This is a genomic window from Rummeliibacillus sp. TYF005 (genome assembly GCF_003844195.1).
Classification (GTDB): domain Bacteria; phylum Bacillota; class Bacilli; order Bacillales_A; family Planococcaceae; genus Rummeliibacillus.
In genome coordinates this window covers 43,264-65,622 of record NZ_ML122544.1, presented here as the reverse complement: position 1 = coordinate 65,622, position 22,359 = coordinate 43,264, and the positions used below count along the sequence as shown (strand labels likewise).

The 22,359-nt window shown below is 34.1% G+C and carries 19 protein-coding genes and 1 pseudogene; 13 read left to right on the top strand and 7 right to left on the bottom strand.

What is annotated here, in order from left to right; all coding sequences use genetic code 11:
* Nucleotides 1-123 precede the first annotated feature (123 nt).
* Together CW357_RS04565 and CW357_RS04560 are read left to right on the top strand one after the other, a co-directional pair.
* Nucleotides 124-369, top strand: coding sequence for a hypothetical protein (locus CW357_RS04565; protein ID WP_119415991.1), 246 nt, complete (start codon nt 124-126; stop codon nt 367-369).
* A gap of 143 nt (nt 370-512) precedes the next feature.
* Entirely contained in the window at nt 513-1,277 is a 765-nt protein-coding gene (locus CW357_RS04560) for a M15 family metallopeptidase (RefSeq protein WP_124217461.1), read from the top strand.
* 54 nt (nt 1,278-1,331) lie between these two features.
* On the opposite strand, the gene cls is transcribed toward CW357_RS04560, so the two are convergent.
* Complete coding sequence (gene cls / locus CW357_RS04555; protein WP_119416011.1) at nt 1,332-2,789, bottom strand: cardiolipin synthase; 1,458 nt, start codon at nt 2,787-2,789, stop codon at nt 1,332-1,334.
* Between the two features lie 238 nt (nt 2,790-3,027).
* Between cls and CW357_RS04550 the strand changes: the two genes are divergently transcribed.
* Complete coding sequence (locus CW357_RS04550) at nt 3,028-4,380, top strand: L-cystine transporter (protein WP_164489540.1); 1,353 nt, start codon at nt 3,028-3,030, stop codon at nt 4,378-4,380.
* A gap of 74 nt (nt 4,381-4,454) precedes the next feature.
* Here the strand turns inward: CW357_RS04550 and CW357_RS04545 are convergent, their stop codons facing one another.
* Nucleotides 4,455-5,696 (bottom strand): helix-turn-helix domain-containing protein, encoded by a 1,242-nt coding sequence (locus CW357_RS04545; RefSeq protein WP_119415988.1) that lies wholly within the window; start codon nt 5,694-5,696, stop codon nt 4,455-4,457.
* 126 nt (nt 5,697-5,822) lie between these two features.
* Between CW357_RS04545 and CW357_RS04540 the strand changes: the two genes are divergently transcribed.
* Nucleotides 5,823-7,118 (top strand): MFS transporter, encoded by a 1,296-nt coding sequence (locus CW357_RS04540; protein ID WP_124217460.1) that lies wholly within the window; start codon nt 5,823-5,825, stop codon nt 7,116-7,118.
* Between the two features lie 25 nt (nt 7,119-7,143).
* Here CW357_RS04540 and CW357_RS04535 read toward each other — a convergent pair whose 3' ends face one another.
* Entirely contained in the window at nt 7,144-8,313 is a 1,170-nt protein-coding gene (locus CW357_RS04535; protein WP_124217459.1) for an MFS transporter, read from the bottom strand.
* 408 nt (nt 8,314-8,721) lie between these two features.
* Here CW357_RS04535 and CW357_RS04530 point away from each other — a divergent pair, with 408 nt between their 5' ends.
* Nucleotides 8,722-9,015, top strand: coding sequence for a hypothetical protein (locus CW357_RS04530; protein ID WP_124217458.1), 294 nt, complete (start codon nt 8,722-8,724; stop codon nt 9,013-9,015).
* Nucleotides 9,016-9,091: 76 nt separating this feature from the next.
* Here CW357_RS04530 and CW357_RS04525 read toward each other — a convergent pair.
* The 3 genes and pseudogenes from CW357_RS04525 to CW357_RS04515 all read right to left on the bottom strand — a co-directional run.
* Nucleotides 9,092-11,254 (bottom strand): annotated as a pseudogene (locus CW357_RS04525) (heavy metal translocating P-type ATPase); the annotation flags it as partial.
* Between the two features lie 122 nt (nt 11,255-11,376).
* Complete coding sequence (gene copZ / locus CW357_RS04520; RefSeq protein WP_119415983.1) at nt 11,377-11,586, bottom strand: copper chaperone CopZ; 210 nt, start codon at nt 11,584-11,586, stop codon at nt 11,377-11,379.
* Between the two features lie 14 nt (nt 11,587-11,600).
* Nucleotides 11,601-11,909: a metal-sensitive transcriptional regulator gene (locus CW357_RS04515; RefSeq protein ID WP_233548077.1), complete on the bottom strand. Its 309-nt coding sequence runs from the start codon at nt 11,907-11,909 to the stop codon at nt 11,601-11,603.
* 305 nt (nt 11,910-12,214) lie between these two features.
* Here CW357_RS04515 and CW357_RS18165 point away from each other — a divergent pair, with 305 nt between their 5' ends.
* On the top strand, nt 12,215-12,352 hold the full coding sequence (locus CW357_RS18165) for an Lmo0850 family protein (protein WP_164489537.1): 138 nt from the start codon (nt 12,215-12,217) through the stop codon (nt 12,350-12,352).
* Nucleotides 12,353-12,494: 142 nt separating this feature from the next.
* Here the strand turns inward: CW357_RS18165 and rodA are convergent, their stop codons facing one another.
* Nucleotides 12,495-13,685, bottom strand: coding sequence for a rod shape-determining protein RodA (gene rodA, locus CW357_RS04510; RefSeq protein ID WP_119415981.1), 1,191 nt, complete (start codon nt 13,683-13,685; stop codon nt 12,495-12,497).
* Nucleotides 13,686-13,912: 227 nt separating this feature from the next.
* Between rodA and CW357_RS04505 the strand changes: the two genes are divergently transcribed.
* The 7 genes from CW357_RS04505 to CW357_RS04475 all read left to right on the top strand — a co-directional run bounded on the left by CW357_RS04505 (nt 13,913) and on the right by CW357_RS04475 (nt 22,359).
* A complete protein-coding gene (locus CW357_RS04505; RefSeq protein ID WP_371683738.1) occupies nt 13,913-14,674 on the top strand; it encodes a hypothetical protein in 762 nt (253 codons plus the stop codon).
* Between the two features lie 408 nt (nt 14,675-15,082).
* Entirely contained in the window at nt 15,083-16,153 is a 1,071-nt protein-coding gene (locus CW357_RS04500; RefSeq protein WP_124217455.1) for a D-alanine--D-alanine ligase, read from the top strand.
* Between the two features lie 22 nt (nt 16,154-16,175).
* A complete protein-coding gene (gene murF, locus CW357_RS04495) occupies nt 16,176-17,546 on the top strand; it encodes a UDP-N-acetylmuramoyl-tripeptide--D-alanyl-D-alanine ligase (protein WP_124217454.1) in 1,371 nt (456 codons plus the stop codon).
* Between the two features lie 91 nt (nt 17,547-17,637).
* Nucleotides 17,638-18,333 carry an alpha/beta hydrolase gene (locus CW357_RS04490; protein ID WP_119415977.1) on the top strand — a complete coding sequence of 232 codons (696 nt, stop codon included), beginning with the start codon at nt 17,638-17,640 and terminating at the stop codon, nt 18,331-18,333.
* A gap of 337 nt (nt 18,334-18,670) precedes the next feature.
* Nucleotides 18,671-20,185 carry a degradosome RNA helicase CshA gene (locus CW357_RS04485; RefSeq protein ID WP_119415976.1) on the top strand — a complete coding sequence of 505 codons (1,515 nt, stop codon included), beginning with the start codon at nt 18,671-18,673 and terminating at the stop codon, nt 20,183-20,185.
* Between the two features lie 196 nt (nt 20,186-20,381).
* Nucleotides 20,382-20,861 (top strand): PH domain-containing protein, encoded by a 480-nt coding sequence (locus CW357_RS04480; RefSeq protein WP_124217453.1) that lies wholly within the window; start codon nt 20,382-20,384, stop codon nt 20,859-20,861.
* Nucleotides 20,854-22,359: a PH domain-containing protein gene (locus CW357_RS04475; RefSeq protein WP_164489536.1), complete on the top strand. Its 1,506-nt coding sequence runs from the start codon at nt 20,854-20,856 to the stop codon at nt 22,357-22,359. The genes CW357_RS04480 and CW357_RS04475 overlap by 8 nt, the downstream gene beginning before the upstream one ends.

Sequence of the window (22,359 nt, the reverse complement as noted above, 5' to 3'; positions counted from 1 at the left end):
TTTAAGAAAATAGTGTGATAAGTGAAGTTTTACGTTAACTTTATTATTGAAATAGATTTTTATTATTATGTCTTAAAAAAACAGTTATTAAAACCTATATAAAATGATTAGGAGAGAGATAATATGAATGCAAAATTAGTATCAGGCATACTAGTAACTATTACAAGTTTACTTGCCGTATTTTTTGTGATTAAACAAAATTTTAATCTTGCGGTTCTGTTTATATCATTAATGTTTGCAATTACAAATACATTTCGTGCAAAGGATATGGAAAAACAGGGTTTTACTAAAGAAGCAAAATGGATGAAGGCTATGGCCTTATTCTTTGGAGTTGCTACTTTAGCAATCCTCGTTATGATAATTATTTGATCATAATCGATATCGAGCATGTTGATGTTTGATATTGATTTTTGTAAAGTAGAGAATATAAATTGAACAATGTGATTTTCCTAGCTGTTCTACCTTAGTAGAATATGAGATAAGGTTATTTGTTAAATAGAGGTGTATAAAAGGTGAGGAAAGGGAAGTATTACCGATTTCCGATAGCTATTGCTTCAATTATTGCTATTTCTGGGAGTCTACTTGCAGGTTGTGGGGAAACACAACAAGCAAAACAATCTACCAAAGAAGAACAGAAGGCTGTTAGCCATGATACAACAGAAAATAAGAAAGCTACAAATTCATCAGATATTACAAAAAAAGAGCAAAAAGTAGATGCAGGCGGTTATATTGAAGGTAAAAAACTACCGAAAAAGCCGACTTATATAAAAGGAATTTTAGTTGCAAGTAAACAATATCCATTACCATCCAATTTTACTCCAGGTGAAAATAAAGATGCACGAGAAGCTTTTGATGAGTTGAATGCAGCAGCATTATTAGAGGGATTTAAATTTGATGCGTTTAGTACATACCGTTCTTATGATCGCCAAGTTGAATTGTATGAAGCATATGTAAAACGTGATGGAAAAAAGGCAGCTGATACTTATAGTGCTCGTCCAGGATATTCTGAACACCAAACTGGATTAGCTTTTGACATAGGTGAAGTAGGAAATACAGCAGCATATGCTGATAATAAATTTGCAAATACACCAGCAGGCAAGTGGATTGCTAAAAATGCCCATAAATATGGCTTTATCATGCGTTATCCAAAAGGTAAGGATGATGTGACAGGCTATATGTATGAATCATGGCATTTCCGTTATGTTGGTAAAAAAATTGCTACTGAAATTTATAACAATGATGGAACGCTAGAAGAATATTTGGGTATTAACAAATAAAAAAATAAAGCCTATAGTAACTAGTTATTTGCTAGTAATGCTATAGGCTTTTTCTTATAAAATTGGTGATAATAAACGTGAGATAGATTCTTTCATTTTAATAATGCGAGTACGATTATTATATAATTCAGGTGTTAGTTCTGTTGACAGTAACATATCTTCTTCAAATAGTTCTGCAAGTTGATGCGATGTTTCGCGATGATAGATAAAAGCATTGACTTCAAAATTAAGCTTAAAACTTCTAAAGTCAATATTCGCAGTTCCAACAGTAGATGCTTCATCATCGATAACAATCATTTTTGTATGCAAAAAACCATTTTCATAAATATAAATTTTTGCTCCTGCTTTAATTAATTGCCCCACGTAAGAATAAGTTGCCCAATACACAAATAAATGGTCAGGCTTATTTGGAATCATAATTCGCACATCAATTCCGGATAAGCAAGCAATACGTACAGCGTCCATAAAACTATCGTCAGGAATAAAATATGGAGTTTGGATATAAATATATTTTTTAGCCATACCGATTAATTTTACATAGCCATTTTTAATCTGTTCCCATTCAGAATCGGGGCCACTAGATACGATTTGTATTCCAACTTCCCCTTTTCGAGCAATGGTAGGGAAGTAATGGTCGGAGTACTGAATATCCTTCGAATCTGAAGCTTGGTTCCAGTCTAACAAGAATCTTGTTTGCATAGGATGAACCGAGCTACCCTCTATACGCAAATGTGTATCTCGCCAATAGCCGAATTTTTTCTTTAGACCAAGATACTCGTCACCAACATTGAAACCACCGATATAACCAATACGTCCGTCAATAATGACAAGTTTTCTGTGATTACGATAATTCATCCGAGGATTTATAAGGGGGAGGATCGAAGGAAAGAAAACTTCAACTTCTCCACCCGCTTCAATTAGCTCTTTGAAGTTGTTTTTATGAACTCCTCTGGAACCCATCTCATCAAATAGGAGACGAACTTTTACCCCTTGTTTAGCCTTTTTTATCAGCAATTGATAAATACGAGTACCTAAGTTATCTAGCCTAAAGATATAGTATTGAATATGAATATGATGTTTAGCAGCTTCAATATCCTTTAGCAATTTTTTGAATTTTTCTTTACCATCACTATAAATTTGAACAGCATTATCTTGTGTTAAGACTGCGTGATTTGTTGTTAAATGCATGTAAATGATGTCTTCATAAAGTGCTGCATCATCAAGCCGATATTCAAAAGAACCATTACGAATGGCTTCCATTTGATAATCAATTAGTTTATCTATACCAATTTTTTTTCGGCCTTCCCAACGAAACAGATGCTTTTTCCGTAATTGACGCCCCAATAATAAGTACAATATAAATCCTACAACTGGTAAAAAGAATAGTACAAGAATCCAAGCCCACGTTGAACTAGGCTCTTTTCTTTCTAGAAAGATAATAATAGCAGCAAGAAAGATGTTCGATATTAAAATAGTGGAAACGATTAAAGATGTTAAACTGGTTGTATCCATTTCATCACCTTCTTCCATAATCTTCTCTAAGTATAACGTAAATCACAGATTTTAAGAAAGGAATAGCAAGTGGGTAGATGACAAAGGCTATGTAACATTTTAGATTTAAATAGATTCAATAACCTACTTGACCAATAGGAATTATTAGTATAATCTAAGAATTGTATTTTTATTAAAATCTTAATCAGGAGGAATTATATTGAATACGTTTTTAATTGTGCTTAATGTAATCATTCTAATGATTCTCATTAGTTTACTAATAGTGATGCATAAAAAACATGTATCTTTTTCTAAGCGAGTATTTACAGGTCTTGGGCTAGGGATTGTCTTTGGACTAATACTGCATTTCACATATGGGCCAACATCAGAGGTTGTATTAAAATCAGTAGATTGGTTTAGTATAGCAGGTTCAGGATATGTGAAACTTTTACAAATGGTAGCAATGCCATTAGTTTTGATATCCATTGTTTCGGCTTTTACTAAAGTTGTTGCTGGCAAAAACTTTGGTAAGATGGCAGGTCTTATTTTACTTATATTAGTTGGTACTACAGCCATTGCTGCATCTGTCGGTATTGCATCTGCATTAAGTTTTAACTTAGATGCAACTCAACTTGTACAAGGGGATGCAGAACAAGCACGTGGTGAAGAAATTGTCCAAAAATCAAATGATATAGGCGATAAAACTATGCCACAACAAATTTTAGATTTACTACCAGCTAATCCGTTTTTAGATTTAACAGGTGCTCGTTCATCCTCAACAATCGCAGTTGTTATTTTTGCAGCGTTTTTAGGATTAGGTTATTTAGCCGTAAAACGTAAGGACGAAAAAACAGCAGCTTTGATCAAAACCGGGATCGATGCAATTTATGCACTTATCATGCAGATTGTTAAAATTGTTTTACGTTTAACACCATTCGGAATTTTAGCTATTATGACATCAACGATAGCAACATCAGATTTTGGTGCTATTTATAATATGGGCAAATTTGTAATAGCTTCATATGTTGCTTTGGCTGTTATGTTTGTAGTTCATCTGATTATTGTTGCTTTAACAGGGATGAGTCCAATCACATATATTAAAAAAGTATCTCCGACTTTACTATTTGCATTTACTTCACGTTCAAGTGCTGGTACATTGCCACTTAATATACAAACACAAACTAAAAGATTAGGTGTATCTGAAGGTATTGCAAACTTCGCAGGATCGTTTGGTGTATCCATTGGTCAAAATGGCTGTGCGGGTGTTTATCCAGCAATGTTAGCCATTATGATTGCACCTAGTGTAGATATAAATCCATTTGATCCAGGGTTTATTGCCACTTTAATACTTGTGGTTGCGATCAGTTCATTTGGTGTTGCAGGCGTTGGAGGTGGTGCCACTTTTGCGGCAATTATTGTGCTTTCAACTATGAATCTACCAGTTGCTTTAGCTGGTGTTCTAATCTCTGTAGAACCATTAATCGATATGGGACGTACAGCGTTGAATGTTAATGACTCAATGGTAGCAGGTGTTACAACTGCTCGTATTACTGGAGAATTAGACAAGGATGTCTATAACTCTAAAGAAGCTCAAGATTTAGCTGAGGTTTAAATTTATTTAAATTTTGGCTTTATCATAAATTTAAAACCCCGTTCCTATAGGCGAAAAGGAATGGGGTTTTTATGTTACAATTGATCAACTTTTTTACAAAGAGAAGCGTATGTTTTATTTATAAATTGTTTATAAGGCGTATCTATCAAGGGGTCTACAATATCAACAGCTTTTTTAGCTTCTTCTAATGCTTTAGATAATTGTCCTTTTTGTTCGTAGCAAAGAGATTTATAAGAATATTTCTCCGCTAACATCGATAAATCGTAAGGATGATGTATAGAGTTGGGAATCTCTTTTAGCTTTTCGAAGGTTACCAACGCTTCATCGAACTGTCCTAAGTGATACAATGTTTTTCCTTTTTCAAAACAATAGAATAAAGCAAGATCCTCATTTGTATCCTCGATTTCCCTATCATGTCCAAGGTATTCAAGTGCTTTTTCATAATCATGGGTAAAAGAATTATAATAATGTAATTGAATAATAATTGTATAAAGAAAGGATAACTTATCTTCTGTAAAGGCTGCATATTGTTCTATTTTTTTTATATAATATTCTCTTGCTGCGTCATCATTGTCGATCATCGCTTGAAAACAAGCAACTCGAAATATGTCTTCAATTTTATAAAACAATCTTTTTTCTTTAGAAAGTTGTAATGCTTGTTCAATGTAGTTCATACCTTTTTTTTGCTCATTAATTGCTAAATAGCTAATCCCAATTATATATAGTAAATCGAGTGTAGTAATCGTATCGATAATATAGTGTTCACGTTTAACCTCAGCTTCGGTCGCTATTGCAATATTCAGTGCTTGTTCATATTGATGTTCATAAAAATAAATAGAAAAATGTAAAATTTGGAATCTAACCCATTCATTCATCATGTTAATTTCTTTGAACATCTTTAGACCACGTTCCAAGGTAGGTTCCCAATTATTCATTTTTAAATGAGACTGAGCACCTGTGTAATAGAACAATAATTTTCCTGATTCATAGCAAGCAGGAAGCTTTTCTAAATAGGGTTCGATTAAAGTGATTATTTCTTGGTAAGGGGCTTCTTCAAACTCCACATTATTATCATAAATTTTCTTAACTTTTTCTGACAGTTCACGTAATTCAGTAATAGGTACTTCTTCTAATAATGAACTGACATCCACCTGCAAACGTTCAGCTAAATATTGTAAAGTATCCATTGAAGGATTTGCTTTATCATTTTCAATCAGACTTAACATACCTTTTGTAATATGTTCTCCAGCTAGTGTAGCCAAGGTTAACTTTTTTTGTTTTCGTATTGTACGTATTCTACTTCCGAGTGATTCCATGGGTACACCTCATTTCTTTTGTTTAATTATATTAAACTTTTGCTTGCGAAGAAAGTAATAAGTGTGTTATTGTTTGTTTAATTAAATTAAACTTTTTAATTTTATTAAACAAAGGGAGAGGGAAGAATGAATGAAACACTCAAATTAAAAAAGGCTAGTTATCATTTATGGACTTTTACAATTAGCAAAATTATTTCAATTTTAGGTGCTCAAGTTTTAGCTTTTGGTATTAGTCTATACATTTTAAAAATGACGGGATCTGCGACAAGCTTTGCTACGGGGATGATTTGCTCCATATTGCCAAGGGTGATTTTATCGTCCTTTGCAGGATTACTTGCAGATCGTTATTCGAAGAAATTGATTATTTTGCTTTCTCAAGGATGTACCATTTTATTAATGGGCGGTTTATTAATTTATGGCTATACTTCAGGGATTACCGTTATATCTATCTATATCGTAACAGCTTTGTATTCCATCACATCGACTTTTAATAGTGTTACTTTTTCATCTTCAATAGCTTGTTTAGTTGATAAAGAACGTATTCAGAAAGCTACATCATTCAATCAAATGTCGATGTCTATTGCAGCCATTGGTGGACCTGCAATTGGAGGAATGCTTTATGGATTTGCGTCAATTGAAGTATTTTTGATCGTGCATATGGTCGCTTATATGATTGCATTTATATTAGAATCTACAATGGATTTTAAATTGTATAGTAAGAAACAAATAGAAGAGCAAGAAAGTGTGGGAATGTTTAAAAGTATAAAAGAAGGATTTTTATATGCAAAAACTAAGAAGGCTGTTTCTACTGTTCTTTGGGTAGCATTATGGATCAATTTCTTCTTGAGTGTCATAAATGTAGGAGGTACGTATATCCTTGTGGAAACTTTGAAGATTAAATCTCAACATATTGGCGTTATTGAATCAGCAGGTGCAGTCGGTATGTTACTAGCTTCTATTTTTCTTTCTACAAGGAAACAGTCAAAATATCCCTTGCTGCAATCAAAACGATTTATTATTTTGATGGCAGCTACTGTAGGCTTAACATCAGTTCCTTTATGGACAGATGTTGGTTATCTTGTGAACGTTATATACTTTACTTTCATCTTCTTTAGTTTTTCAGTTTTTGGTGTTTTTACAAATACACCAATTGGCGTTATGTTACAAACAGAAGTAGAAGAAGAATATAGAGGACGTGTTTTTGGTATTTTAGAGGCAATGTCTATGGCGATGATGCCACTCGGAACAATAATTTTCGGAGTATTATTTGATCGTGTAGATGCTCAATGGGTTCTACTAGGATCATGTATAGCTTTATTGATCATCACTTTCTACATGATGCGTCCATCAATTATTAAACAAGTATATCCTGATATAAAGGAAAATAATATTAAACTTAAAGAAAAAGTTCAGCACTCTTAAAGAATGCTGAACTTTCATTAAAACATTATGCCTTATCTTGAAGGCGTAATGTTTTTTTGCTTGCTTTGAAAGTAAGAATGATGAAGATACTTAATAATGCAAGTATACCTGAAGTTTCATAAACGGTATTTGGTTGTTTGGTTAAAATCCAAGTGAAGAATAGTGGCCCAAGAATACGCCCTATATTATCCATTGAATAAGAAAGGCCAGCTGCAGTACCGTATTTTCCACCAGATTCTTTAGAAGAAAGAGATGTGTTTAATGTACGTGCTAATGCATTTCCTGCGGTAAATACACAAAGTGCGAGTCCTGCAAACCATAAGCTTTTTGTGAAAGGAAACATTAGTAAGCCAATAGCAGTTACAACTTGAGCTCCGATTAACCATTTAGGTTCTGAGCCATCCTTGATATGACGAACTAGGCCGCCTTGAACCATAAAATCTACAAATCCACTAAATAGGAAGAGAGAACCTAATTGTGCAGCTGTAATATTGATTTTTTCCATTTGGAATAATTGCAGTGTGGATTCGACTCCAGCAAGTAAGAATGTCACCATAAAGGAGAAGATAAATAAGTAACGAACACGGTACTTAAACAATGTAGAAGTTCCTTTTGGGATGATTTCTCGTTTTGTTGTTTCAGTATGACGTTCTGGCTCTTTTAAAACAATACTTGCGTAAATGAATAATAAGAAAGTCAAAATTCCTGAAACGGTAAATGGTGTACTTAAGCTAATTTTCCCTAGCAAACCTCCTAAAGCTGGTCCGAAGATAAAGCCTAATCCAATGGACATTCCCATAAAGCCCATATACTTATTGCGATTTTCTTCAGTAGACATATCTCCTATAAATCCTGTAACTGCTGTATATAAAGCTCCGGAGAATAATCCTCCAATAATTCGGGAAATATATAGCATAGTCAATGATTTCATAAACAATGAGATCAATAAGAAGCTAGCACAGAATCCAAGTAACCCAATTAAGATCAATTTTTTTCTACCCATTTTATCACTTAACATACCCCAGAAAGGAGCAGTGAAAAAACTTGCCAAAGAGTAGATGGTCAATAAACCACCAACGTGCATTTTCGCAAAATCTTGTTGTACAATTACCTCAGGTAAAATAGGGATGATTAAGCCGAATCCTAAGTATACAAAAAATTGCACTGACATTAGCAAGATAATAGATTTTTTCATAATAACCCTGCTTTCTATATACAAATGTAATCTAATTCATTCTACCCTAATTCAAGACGGATTTTGCAAAAATATTCTTGAAAAGGTAAGCTTGCCAATACACTGTAAGTAAGTGCAAGCAGTATAGAACGTAAGATAGTTTAATGCTAAAACTTTATTTTTGGCAAATATTAAGTTTAAAGAAAGTATGTATACTGAAAAGTTTTATAGCTCATAATAGTTAAAATCATACTAGGTTAGAGTCTATGATTGGAATGCTTATTCAATTGGTATAGTAAAAAAGAGGCTCGATAATGCTATTGTTTTGCTATTTTGATATCACAATTTACTCAATATTGAGGCTTTTTAAAGTTTGTTTTTTGTAGTGCTATAATTAAGTTGATTCAAATAAAGGAGGATTTCATAACGATGGAAATCACAGCAATTGCTACTATTACAAATAGTGAAGGCACAAAATCCATTCTAGATTTAGACATTCCTATACTTATTGATTTATTGCCTGCGCGTAAATTCAAAGTAAAAACTGTATTACAATCACTTGGACATACAAATGTTGAAGTTGAATCTGTTAATATGGAAGTATTTAAAGCAAAAAGTACATTAAACGGTACAAAACAAGAAACAACTATTGAATTTAGCTACGCTTTACGCGGTGGAGATCGTTTATTTGAACTAAAAGAATTACACGGCATTATTAAATAGGTTAAGATTTTAACTATTAACCAAAACATATATGTAATTGATTAACAAAAAGGAACGCATTAAGCGTTCCTTTTTGTTATATTTTTATTTTCTGTAAGCGAAGAGCATTTAATACAACAGATACGGAGCTAAATGCCATTGCGGCACCAGCAAGCCATGGGGCAAGCAGGCCGGATGCAGCTATTGGAATCCCGACAGAGTTGTATGCAAGTGCCCAAAATAAGTTTTGTTTAATATTACGAACAGTTAGGTGACTAATCTTCACCGCATCAACTACTTTCAATAAATCGCCTTTCATAATCGTAATATCGGCTGCTTCAATGGCTACGTCTGTACCTGTACCCATAGCTATTCCAATATCAGCCTTTGCAAGTGCAGGAGCATCATTTAATCCATCTCCAACCATTGCAACATGGCGATTTTCTTTTAAAAGCCTTTCAATTTCTGCAGCTTTTTCTGTAGGTAAAACACCTGCTATAACTTGATTAATACCGACATCATTTGCGATGGTAGTAGCTGTCTTTACTTGGTCACCTGTAAGCATAATTGTCTCAATTCCCATTTCTTGCAATTTAGAAATTGCCTCTTTTGAAGTTTCCTTTACTGCATCTGCTACAGCAATTGTCGCGACATGTTGTTGGTCAATCGCTACATACATAACCGTTTTGCCCTCATCTTCAAAATGACTGTTACAGTTAATCTGAAAATCATGATGATTGAATAATTTACGAGTCCCTATTACAATTTGCTTATCTTCGACAGTTGCTTCAATACCTTGACCGGGAATTGCTTTAAATGATTGAACTATTGGTAATTCACTAAAAGCTTCAGCATATGTTGTTATGGCTGTTGCAATAGGATGCTCAGAATTTTTTTCAGCTGCTGCTATAAGAGGAATTATAGATTCCTTTTTAAACTGATTGAGTACTAAAAAATTTGTCACAACAGGTGTCCCTTTTGTGATGGTTCCGGTTTTATCAAAAACAATCGTGTCTATCGTATTTGTATGTTCAAGAGCTTCGGCAGTTTTAAAGAGTACTCCATTTTCAGCAGCACGACCAGAACCAGCCATAATGGATGTTGGTGTTGCAAGACCGAGAGCGCATGGACATGCTATTACTAGTACAGCTATCATTCGTTCAAGAGACTGTGTAAAATCGCCCTCTGTGAAAAAGAAATAGCTAGCGAAAAATGTGATTACAGCTATCGTAACAACAACTGGTACGAAGATTGCTGAAATTTGATCCGCTAATCGTTGAATAGGCGCTTTTGAACCTTGAGCTTCTTCCACTACTCGTATAATGTTTGAAAGAACTGTATCATGACCCACTTTAGTTGCTTGCACTCTTAATGTTCCGTTTTCATTTATAGTAGCTGCATACACTGTGTCACCGCTAGATTTATCAACAGGTAAACTTTCACCAGTCAACATTGATTCATTCACTGCAGAATCCCCAGAAACTACAATTGCATCAACTGGAATAGATGATCCTGGTTTGATGACTAGTATATCTCCTAATTTAACTTCTCGAATAGGTACTTCTAATGGTTTACCATTGCGTTCTACAAATGCAGTCTTCGGTTGTAATTGAATGAGTTTCTTTATTGCATCAGATGAATGGCCTTTTGCACGTGCCTCAAATAATTTACCCAGTAAGATTAATGTAATTAAAATTGCACTTGTTTCAAAATATAAATCTAAATTATGCATACCAATATGCTCTCGATTTTGAAGTACAATATAAACACTGTAGAAGTATGCAGCAGATGTACCTAATGCTACAAGTACATCCATATTGGCACTTTTATTTCGAAGTGCATAATAAGCACCTTTGTAAAATTGCCATCCGATTCCAAATTGAACGACTGAAGCAAGAGCCCATTGAACATAAGGGTTCATCAGAAATTCAGGAACATAAATGCCTTTTGTAAATGAAAAATGTGCGAACATGGTCCACAGAAGAGGAAGTGAAAATATTGCCGAGATGATAAAAACACGTGTTTTTCGTACAATCTCCACTTCACGATGGTCCTGTTCTTGATCGTCTTTATGAATAACAGCATCATAGCCGAGTTTTTGTATTTTGGCGATTAATGCTTCTTCATTTAATTGTTTACTGTCATAGGATATATGACCAGTTTCAAGTGCTAAGTTAACGGTTGCTAGTTCTACACCTTCTAACTTATTGAGTCCACGTTCAATACGAGCAGAACAAGCTGCGCAGGTCATCCCTTGTATATCAAGTGTCACTTCTTTGTTTGTAGTATTTGATGTTGCCATCGAAAACGCTCCTTTTATATACCTATATAGGGTATAGAAACATGTTAAAAATAACTGCAAAAAATGCAGTTATTCGAATCTTATTTAACAATATATCCTTCTTCTTCAATTGCTTCTTTAATATTTTCAGTTGTGACTTTTGAATTGTCATAATCTACATCTACTAGGCCTTTTTCTAAGTTTACGCTTACATTTTGTACGCCATTTAAACTTCCAACGCCATTCTCTACAGCTTTTACGCAATGTCCACAAGACATGCCTTCTACATTTAGTTGGATTTTTTCTGTCATGATAAAAACACTCCTTATTTTCTCATTAGTTTTTGGAAGGTTGTAACTAGTTCATCTAATACGGTTTCATCACCATCAGCTAAACGCTCTTTAACGCAACCTTTTAGATGTCCATCGAGTAATACTTTGGCAACACTATTTAAAGCAGATTGTGTAGCGGAAAGTTGAGTAATAATATCATCGCAATAGACGTCTTTTTCAACCATTCCTTTTATACCGCGAATCTGACCCTCAATTCGATTTAAACGAGTAGTTAAATCCTTTTTTACTGAATCTGGATGATGACTTTTACGACAAGAATGATTTGTGCATTCTTCTACCAAACGTATTCGCCTCCTATTTAGCTATACGATAGCATACCTAATAGGGGTATGTAAATGAATAGAAACTGAACTATTTGTAAAGAAGTGACAATCAGTCAAAAGGATGATTGCATGGACGTATTGAATATATTATGATAAGTATCTATGTTAATTATGTAACAATATTGAAATTATTTATTGAGATAAAAAATGTTATGATAGAAATGTATAGAAGGTAATTTAATTGGTTATTATAAATTAGTAGTAGCAACTTTTGCATAGGAGCTACGTCATATAAAATATAAGAAATAGAAGAGGTGGAAGGCATGTCAAGAAATGTAGATGTAACAAAAATAATTGCGAATTTATCAAAACTTGGCGTTAAGGCAACGACTACAAAGTCACGCTTAGAATTACTAAAAGCATTAGCACCACCAAAATCATCTCCACAAACTCAAAACTAACTCTAAAAATTAATTGACTTCGGTATTGCATAGCCGAAGTTTTTTATTTATGCAAAGCAAATAAAAAAACAGCTTAAGAGAGGTAAAATACATTCTCTTAGGCTGTTTTTTATAAAAGCAATATATAGAGGGATTTTAAACTTTAAAAATCATCATCGTCATGATTTCCGAACATATAAGTTTGATGATGGAATTTCATACTAAATACTAATCCTAATGCCAGTGCATTCCCCATCATTGAACTACCGCCATAACTTATAAATGGTAAAGGAATACCTGTGATTGGTAGAACTTGAGTTGTCATACCGATGTTTTCAAAAACATGGAAAGTTACCATCGCAATAATCCCTGCGCAAACATATGTGCAGAAGGGGTCTTTCATTTGTAAAGTAAGTTTTGTTAAATGGAAAATTAAGAAGAAGAACAAACAAATAACAATACTTGCTCCGATAAACCCGTATTCTTCACCGACTACACTAAAGATAAAGTCTGTGTGATTTTCAGGAACATATACTTCACGGTGTTTAAAACCTTTCCCAAATATTTCACCAGATCCTATAGCGTTTAAAGAAGAAATTAGATGATATCCATCTCCTGATGAATAAGAGTAAGGATCTAACCAAGAATAGATACGGGCAAATTGATATGCTTTAAAACCAAGTTTCTCAGTTAAAAAATCTTGCATATATAATGCCATCCATAGTAAAGAGCCGCCTAATGTTACGGCACTTATCACAACTGGTAAAATAATCTTCCAAGATATACCAGCAACGATTATAACAGCTGCTGTAATAGCAAGGAAAACTAATGATGTACCAAGGTCAGGTTGCTTCATAATGAATGCCAATGGAACCATTAATACTAAAAGGATCTTTCCCAAAAGCTTAAAATCTGTTTTTAAAGATTTGATTGGGTTACTTTCATGGTGTTTACTTACAGTTCGTGCAAGCGCAAGTATAAAGAATGTCTTCATAAACTCAGATGGTTGAATATCGGCAAACCCTAAGTGGAACCAACTCTTGGCACCATTTCTTGGTTCAGCAATTTGTCCAACACCACCTGGAGAAACCATTAAAATAATCAGGATGAATATCCCTAATCCATATAAATACCACGCCATTTTTTTATATTGGTCTGGTTCAAAATACATCATAACAGCAACGATACATGCACCTACAAAATACCAAAAGAGTTGTTTTGGTACAAAATTAATACCGTACTGTCCTGAAGTTTGTGCAGATGCAATAGCAAGTACACTGACGATGCAAAATAGCATCATTATAAAAGCGAGCGTCCAGTCGAAACGATCGGAAAAAGTTCTCTTTGAATTCATAGTAGTCACCTAATCTAGTAGATTTAACATAAGGTTGTCTAAGCCTCTCGGCCCCTTCAATTCCTAGGTCGGAAATCTTGTGTTTTTGATCCGGAATAAGGAGCCTCAACCTCTCAATTATTATAGCCTATATTATTGTACCATGCTCTTGTACAAAGTTGTGACGAAATCGAATCACAAATGTTTCAAATTTTGCATTTACATCTTATAATAAGAATGGAAATGAGGTGATCGACTTGGCAAAAAAAATGCGAGATGCTGACGACTTTTTACATCACTTATATGTACATATGAACGAATTAAACCAATTTGTTATTTTTAGTGGTTTAACTTTCCGTGAATTTGTCTCTGCAGTCGGTCCGCTTCAAAATATTTTGCTTCTAAAGAATGAATACGAAGACGGTTCATTTAACATGCATACACGGTTAGAGTTCGTAGAGGATAAGGGGATTGCAAAGTTCGCCAAAAAGGCTATGGATTCAAAGAAAGACTTATGTTGGATTGATTTTTCAGATGAACTGAAGTTAAATTTGTTAACACCACAAGAACAAGCTGAATTGCTCTATATTGGACATAAAAAAGAGCCGCTTCGCTCACCGTTCTATCATCAATTACAAAATAAGTATGTCTATTTATCGAGCGAAGAAGAAAAAGTTTCAAAAATATATTTTCGCGATTTAAAAGATGTCCTAAAATTAATAACACAAGTATTTAATGGGGTTATACAAGAGAAAGAACGCCCTACAACTTTTTGGAGAAGAAAGGTAAGCAATCTAGTTCCTTTCTTTACAGAAGAAATGATTCGGAATTTTCACGAGGATGTAAAAGATGGTGTATTATTTTCTATATATAAAATAGAAAAACCGAAGATTGCGTATGTTATGGAATTACGTAATATCTCAGATGATTATTTTCCAGATGAAATATGGGACGATTTGAATAGTATATTGAAGCAAAAACCTGATAAGATCTTAGAAATCCATAAATAACAGCTCTTATTTATATCTTCCTAATAATGGTTTTTATTTATAACATATTAAAGATTCCTACATATGATAAGTAGGAATCTTTTTATTTTTGATGCAATATTTTTTCAGAGTGCTATTATAGAAATGTTATTTTTTTAAGTATCTATTTATAACTCAGAGTTCTGTCAACAAGTAAGGATATTTAGAACGTGACTATGTTAATTGTCCTATCTATTATTAGAATATGGATTCTGCAAAAAAGGCGGTCTGTTGCAATATGCAGAGCGCTACTTTTTAAAAAAGAAAATTAAGTGCATTTACTCGATAATCATGTAAATAAGTGATCTATGTTTAGACAGTAATCACTTCATGAATCATTACGGTTCATGCTAAACTATGAATAGAAAAAATCTGGAGGAATTTAAACCCATGAAGAAAAAATTAGGCTTATTATACGGCGGTAAATCAGCAGAACACGATGTCTCTTTATCAACTGCAAAGGCCGTTATACAAGCATTACACTTTGATAAATATGATGTTTTCCCAATTTTCATCACACGTGAAGGTGAATGGAGAAGAGGAGAGCAACTTTCAGTACCCGTAGAAAGCATTGAAGAATTACAATTTGGCAAAGATGTTAAAGTATCAAAGCCAAATGATATATCAAGTTTCTTACTAGAAGAAAATGAAAAACCATTCGATGTCATTTTCCCTTTGTTACACGGTACTAACGGTGAAGATGGAACAGTTCAAGGATTACTTGAAGCATTGAACTTACCTTATGTAGGAAATGGCGTTTTAGCATCAGCTGCTGGTATGGATAAAGTTGTGATGAAACAATTATTTGAAATTGCAGGGTTAAACCAAGTTCCTTACGTATATTTCATCCGTAGTGAGTGGAAAAAAAATCAAGATGCTTTGATCGCTAAAATGGAAGAAAACTTAACTTGGCCAATGTTTGTTAAACCAGCAAACTTAGGATCAAGTGTTGGTATTAGTAAAGCAACAAATCATGAAGAACTTATAAAAGCAGTTGAACTTGCTTTAAAATATGACCGTAAAATTGTCGTTGAAACAGGTATTATTGCACGTGAAGTTGAAATGGGCGTTCTTGGTAATGATGAACCTAAAGTTTCTGTACCAGGGGAGATTAAACCTGTAACAGATTTCTACGATTATGATTCAAAATATAATGATGATAAAACAGATTTGTTGATTCCTGCGCCTGTAACAGAAAAAGTAATCGAAAAAATGTCTGATATGGCTATCCATGCGTTTAAAATTTTAGATTGTTCAGGTCTTGTACGTTCAGACTTCTTTGTAACAGCAGAAGATGAAGTATATATCAATGAAGTAAATACAATGCCAGGTTTTACTCCTGTAAGTATGTATCCAATCTTATGGCAAAATACAGGTTTAGCTTATGGTGATTTAATCGAAGAACTTATTACATTAGCGATTGAACGCCATGCAGAAAAACAACAACTTCAATACCAATAAGAGAGATTGAGTGTGATCTATTGTGAAAAAGACATTACAACAAATTGCCAAATGGTTAAAAAGTGATCAAGATATCCGAGAAGATATTATCGTGACAGGTGTTTCTATTAACACACGTACATTACAAAAGGGTGATTTATTTATCCCATTCCATGGTGAAAAAACAAATGGCCATAAGTATGTTAAACAGGCATTTGAAAATGGAGCAGCAGCTTCGCTTTGGCAAAAAGATGAGCCTAATCCACCTAAGGACGTACCGTTAATTTTTGTGGATGATTCTGAGAAGGCATTACAAGAAATGGCACATGCATATCGAGCAGAACATCAAGCGACATTTATCGGTGTTACTGGGTCAAATGGTAAAACATCAACCAAAGACTTAATCGCTGGAACACTTTCTCCATACTTTAAAGTTCAGAAAACAGAAGGTAATTATAATAACCAACTAGGCCTACCACTGACTATTTTATCTTTGGATGAAGATACTGAATTTGCCATTTTAGAAATGGGTATGGATGGTTTTGGTCAAATTGAATTTTTAACGAAAATGGCAAAACCAAAATATGCAGTTATTACTAATATTGGTGAGGCGCATATGTTAGCGCTTGGCTCACGTGAGGGAATTGCAAAAGCTAAATTTGAAATTATTCAAGGACTACAACCTGATGGCAAGTTTTTCTATGATGGGGATGAACCGTTATTAAGACCTCTAGTCAAAAATGCTTCAAATTTAAATGCGATATCATTTGGTTTAGAATCATCAGATGACTTAAAGGCATCGCATATTGAATCTACTGAAAGCGGTAGTTCTTTCAATGTTGAAGGTACCATTAATGGAGAGTTCTTTATCCCAGTACTTGGACGCCATCAAGTGAAAAATACATTAATCGCCATTTTAATCGCCCATGAAATTGGTTTAACAGATGAACAAATTCGTGAAGCTTTAAAAAATGTATCGCTTACTAATATGCGTATGCAATTAGTGAACGGTGATCAAGGCATTTTATTTGTAAATGATGCATATAATGCTGCGCCAACTTCTGTTAGAGCTGCTTTACAATTCATACAATCAACTAATTTGCGACCAGACAAATGGGTGGTTCTTGGTGATATGTTGGAATTGGGTGAATTAGAGCGACAATTCCATGAAGATTTAGCTGATGCGATTGATCCATCTAATATTCATCAAGTATGCTTATACGGTCCTCGTATGAAATGGTTATATGATCAACTACAAGGTAAAGTGGTGGATGAAAATTTACTTTGGACAGATGATAGTTATGATAGAATTATCGAAAAAATACGCCAAAATGCGGATGAAAATTCAATTATCTTATTAAAAGGTTCACGAGGTATGGAATTAGAACGTGTACTGCAAGCATTCACTCATTAATTTATAGATTAAAACAAGGGTACCTAGGGAAAACTACTTTTTCTAGGTACCCTATTTTTATAAATTGCAATGGATGATGGGAGGAAAATAAGTGAAAATAGGTGTATTGCTATTGCACGGATTTACAGGAGGATCCTATGAAATAAAGTCATTCTCAGATTATCTTGAACAAAATACTTCATGGACTATAGAGGTACCAATATTATCAGGCCATGGCGAAAAACTAAATTTAGATTTGTTCACGGCAGAGCATTGGTTAATGGATGCAGAGATTGCTTATAAACGTCTGTCTAAAAAGGTAGATGAAATTTTCATCGTTGGATTTTCTATGGGTGGAATTATCGCCATGTATTTAGCTTTAAGATATAAAGTAAAAGGACTCGTTCTGTTAAGTCCTGCTGCAAGGTATATTCGTACTAAACAATTAGTTGTTGATTTAAATGATTTATTTTTGGATTTTATGCATGGAGATTATAAAGAAAACGAATTCTTTAGGCTATATGAAAGAAAAGTAATAGATGTTCCCATATCAGCTGTTAAAGAGTTTACCCGTTTGGTACATAAAATGTCTCCGTATTACGAGAAAATAAAAGTGCCTGTATGCATTGTTCAAGGAGATAAAGATGAACTGGTACCCTACACAACAGCATCGTATCTATACCATAAAATAGCAAGTAGAAAAAAATTATTAATCATTTCACCAGAAGGGAAGCATTTAATTTGTTATTGTAAGGATGCGGAAAAATGGTTTAAAAAGGCATTAGCATTTCTTTATAGCTGCAAATAATAGTCTGAACATTTTGAATGATAGTAAATAATTGCGCGAATGAATTACCCGTGATAGAATATTGAAAGCAATGGATACATTTTGTGTAGACTCTCCGAGAAGATGGAGAGTACTTTTTTTTGAACATTACGGTTTATTCTAAATTTATGTGTGAATCACAAAGAATTGAACCGCTCGGCAAAGACCGGGCTTTCCCTTTTCATATAAAATTCCTCTGTCATAACAGAGATTTAATAAGTAACGGAAACGTTCCTAACATAAGGCTCGATTTGCCCTATTTTCATCTGAAAATGTAACCATTTGTCAAATGCATAAGCAAAGAAGGAGAATGAGAAGTTTGACAAATTTTTCAGAACTAAATATTAGTGCTTCTACTCAAAAATCCCTTAAACGTATGGGTTTTGAAGAAGCAACACCAATCCAAGAAGGTACTATTTCATATGCTCTAGAAGGCCGTGATATTATCGGTCAAGCACAAACTGGTACAGGTAAAACTGCCGCTTTCGGTATTCCACTAATCGAAAAAGTAGACCCAAAAAAGACTGTAGTACAAGCTCTTATTATTGCCCCTACTCGTGAACTAGCAATTCAAAGCTCAGAAGAACTTCATAAAATTGGTTATGATAAACGCGCACGTATTCTTTCAGTATATGGTGGTCAAGATATTAGCCGTCAAATCCGTGCACTTAAAAACAAACCACAAATAATTGTAGGTACTCCTGGTCGTATTCTTGACCATATTAAACGTCATACTTTAAAACTTGAAAATGTTGAAACACTTGTTCTTGATGAAGCAGATGAAATGCTAAATATGGGATTCATCGATGATATCAATGCAATTCTAGAAAATGTACCATCAGAACGCCAAACATTATTGTTCTCAGCAACAATGCCAGCTCCAATCCGCAAAATTGCTGAAACTTTCATGAAAGAACCAGAAATTGTAAAAATCAAATCAAAAGAAATGACAGTTGAAAATATCGATCAATATTTCGTAAAAGCTCAAGAACGCGAAAAATTCGATGTTCTATCACGACTTTTGAATGTTCACCAACCAGAACTAGCAATCATTTTTGGTCGTACTAAACGTCGTGTTGATGAATTATCACATGCACTTAATATTCGTGGCTATCTTGCAGAAGGTATCCATGGGGACTTAAGCCAAGCAAAACGTCTTTCTGTACTACGTCAATTTAAAGAAAATAAAATCGATATCTTAGTTGCGACAGATGTTGCAGCACGTGGATTAGATATTTCAGGCGTTACACATGTATATAACTTTGATATTCCACAAGATCCAGAGTCATATGTTCACCGTATTGGACGTACTGGCCGTGCCGGAAAATCAGGACTAGCAGTTACATTTGTAACACCACGTGAAATGGGTTATTTACGTATTGTAGAAGAAACTACTAAAAAACGTATGACTCCATTAAAACCACCTACTGCTGATGAAGCATTAGTTGGTCAACAAGCACTTGCAGTGGAACATTTGAAAGAACTTGTTGAAAAGAATCATTTAAGTGATTATCGCGCAATGGCTGAAGGATTATTAGCTAATCATGATGCAATTGATTTAGTAGCTGCAGCACTTAAATCACTAACTAAAGAACCAGATGATACACCAGTGAAAATTACAGAAGAACGTCCATTACCAATGCGTCGTTCAGGTGGAAATGGTCATGGTCGCAGTGGTAGTCGCGGTGGTTATCGTGGTAACCGCGGAGGTAATAGCCGTGGTGGAGATCGCGGAGGTCGTCGTGGTGAACGTAACAATCGTCGCGATGGCGGACGTCGTGACGGAGGACGTCGCGATGGTGGACGTCGTCAAACACGTCGTAGCGAAGACTAAAATACAAAACAAAATAAGTTTCACACAAAGACCTTCAAATCATGTAATTGATTTGAAGGCCTTTTTATTTTTTAAGGACGATGAAACTTATTTGAAAAGTTATTCGTAAATAAGATGATCATAAAATACTGATAATGAAACATTTAATTTATTGGACTATAATTATGTTTAATCTACTTACAGAGAGGATTTGAAAATGATTTCACAACCTAAATACAGAATCCCTAAAAAAGGTTTAACAGTATGGCGTATTCATGCTGCGCTTGAAGCAGTTATTTTACTCGTGTTTGTCATTGTAGCAATTGTTTTAGCTTATGTCTTTGATTGGCCGAAGTGGATTTATTTAATTAGTATAGTTGTAATGATTGCTGATTTGGTTTTTGGAATATATTTTTTTCCAAAGATTCGTTGGGAGCATTGGCGTTATGAAGTAAGGGAACAAGAAATTGAGATACAACAAGGGTTATTTATTGTGAAGCGTACGCTCGTTCCGATGGTACGTGTTCAGCATGTGGACACTTCACAAGGTCCTATTTTAAAACACTATCATTTAGCAAGCATGTCAATATCTACTGCTGCAACTACGCATACTATACCAGCATTAACAGAGCAAGAAGCTGATCAATTACGAGTACATATTTCAGAATTAGCAAGGGTGGCTGAAGATGATGTCTAGAAATGTGAATCGACTGCACCCTATCACCATTATGATTAGTTTTTTTGCTAGTTTAAAAAGCATTGTTATACCAGGGATTATTATTTTGCTAGGTAGGGGATTTCACTATTCACTTAATCCATCTAGTAAACAATTTATAGATACACTTATTGTTATCGTAATAATCCTGTTTGTTTTATGTATGATATTAATAATTTCTTATATCAATTGGAAACGATTTGTCTACTGGTTTGAGGATGAGGAGCTACGAATTGAATATGGCTTATTTGTAAAGAAAAAAAGATATATCCCATTTGAAAGAATTCAAAGCTTGAATTATAAAGAAGGTGTATTCCACCGCCCATTAAAACTAGTTAAAGTAAGTATTGAAACTGCAGCAGACAGTGGAGGAAAATCCGAAGCTGACTTAACTGCAATTACACGAGTTCAGGCTGATACAATTGAAAAAGAGATGAAAAAAGCAAAAAAAAAGCTTAGTGAAGTAGAGCAGAATGAGCGTGTGGATTTCTATAATTCGCCAAATCATCAAAGCGTTCGTACAATTATTCATCGAATGTCTAAGAAAGATTTAATATTATTAGCGACCACATCTAGTGGCATAGGGGTAGTCTTTTCAGGTTTAGCAGCTATTATGTCTCAATTTGATGATTGGATAAGATATGATGAGCTTTATGGTCAGCTTCAGTCTTTCGTAAAATTAGGGACCATAATAGTTATTATTGCAGTACTTATATTTTTACTTATTTCGTGGTTTGTATCTGTAGTTATAACTTTTTTAAGCTATTATGAGTTTGTTGTAGAAAAAGAAGAAGATAAGCTATTTATCTCGAAAGGGTTATTAGAAAAGAAAAGAATCACAATACCGATGAAACGAATTCAGGGGGTTCGTATTGTGGAAAACCCTTTCAGACAACTTTTTGGCTACTCAACTATTGTCATTGAAAGCGCTGGAAGTTCTGGTGAAAAAGGCGAAAGAAAAATTGTATTGTTACCACTTGTAAAGAAACAGTTAGCATTTAAAATATTAGAAAAGTTATTTCCGGAAACACAATGGGATTTACCGTTGGAGCATGCACCTAAAAGGGCAAAACGTAGATATTTATTAACGTATTTATATTGGCTAACACCTATAACTTTAAGCATTAGTTATTTCGCATTTCCGTATGGTTTATGGGTTCTTATTATTTTACCGCTAGCGCTAATATTAGGTGCTTGGCAATATAAAAGCGCAGGATATGCGGCCAACGAACAACAACTTACGGTTGTATATAGAGGTATTAGTAAAATAACATTTGTGACATTCAAACAACGTATACAAGCAATCTCACTTTCTCAAAGTTATTTAGCAAAAAGAAAAAGTTTGGGGTCTATGACTGTTCACATTATGTCAGGTTCTTCTGGTAGCGTAGCTTCTATTAAGCATTTTGACCAAGAGAATTTAGAAGGGATTTTTGAATGGTATCAACCAAACACTCATAGCCTTCAAAATAAAAAATAG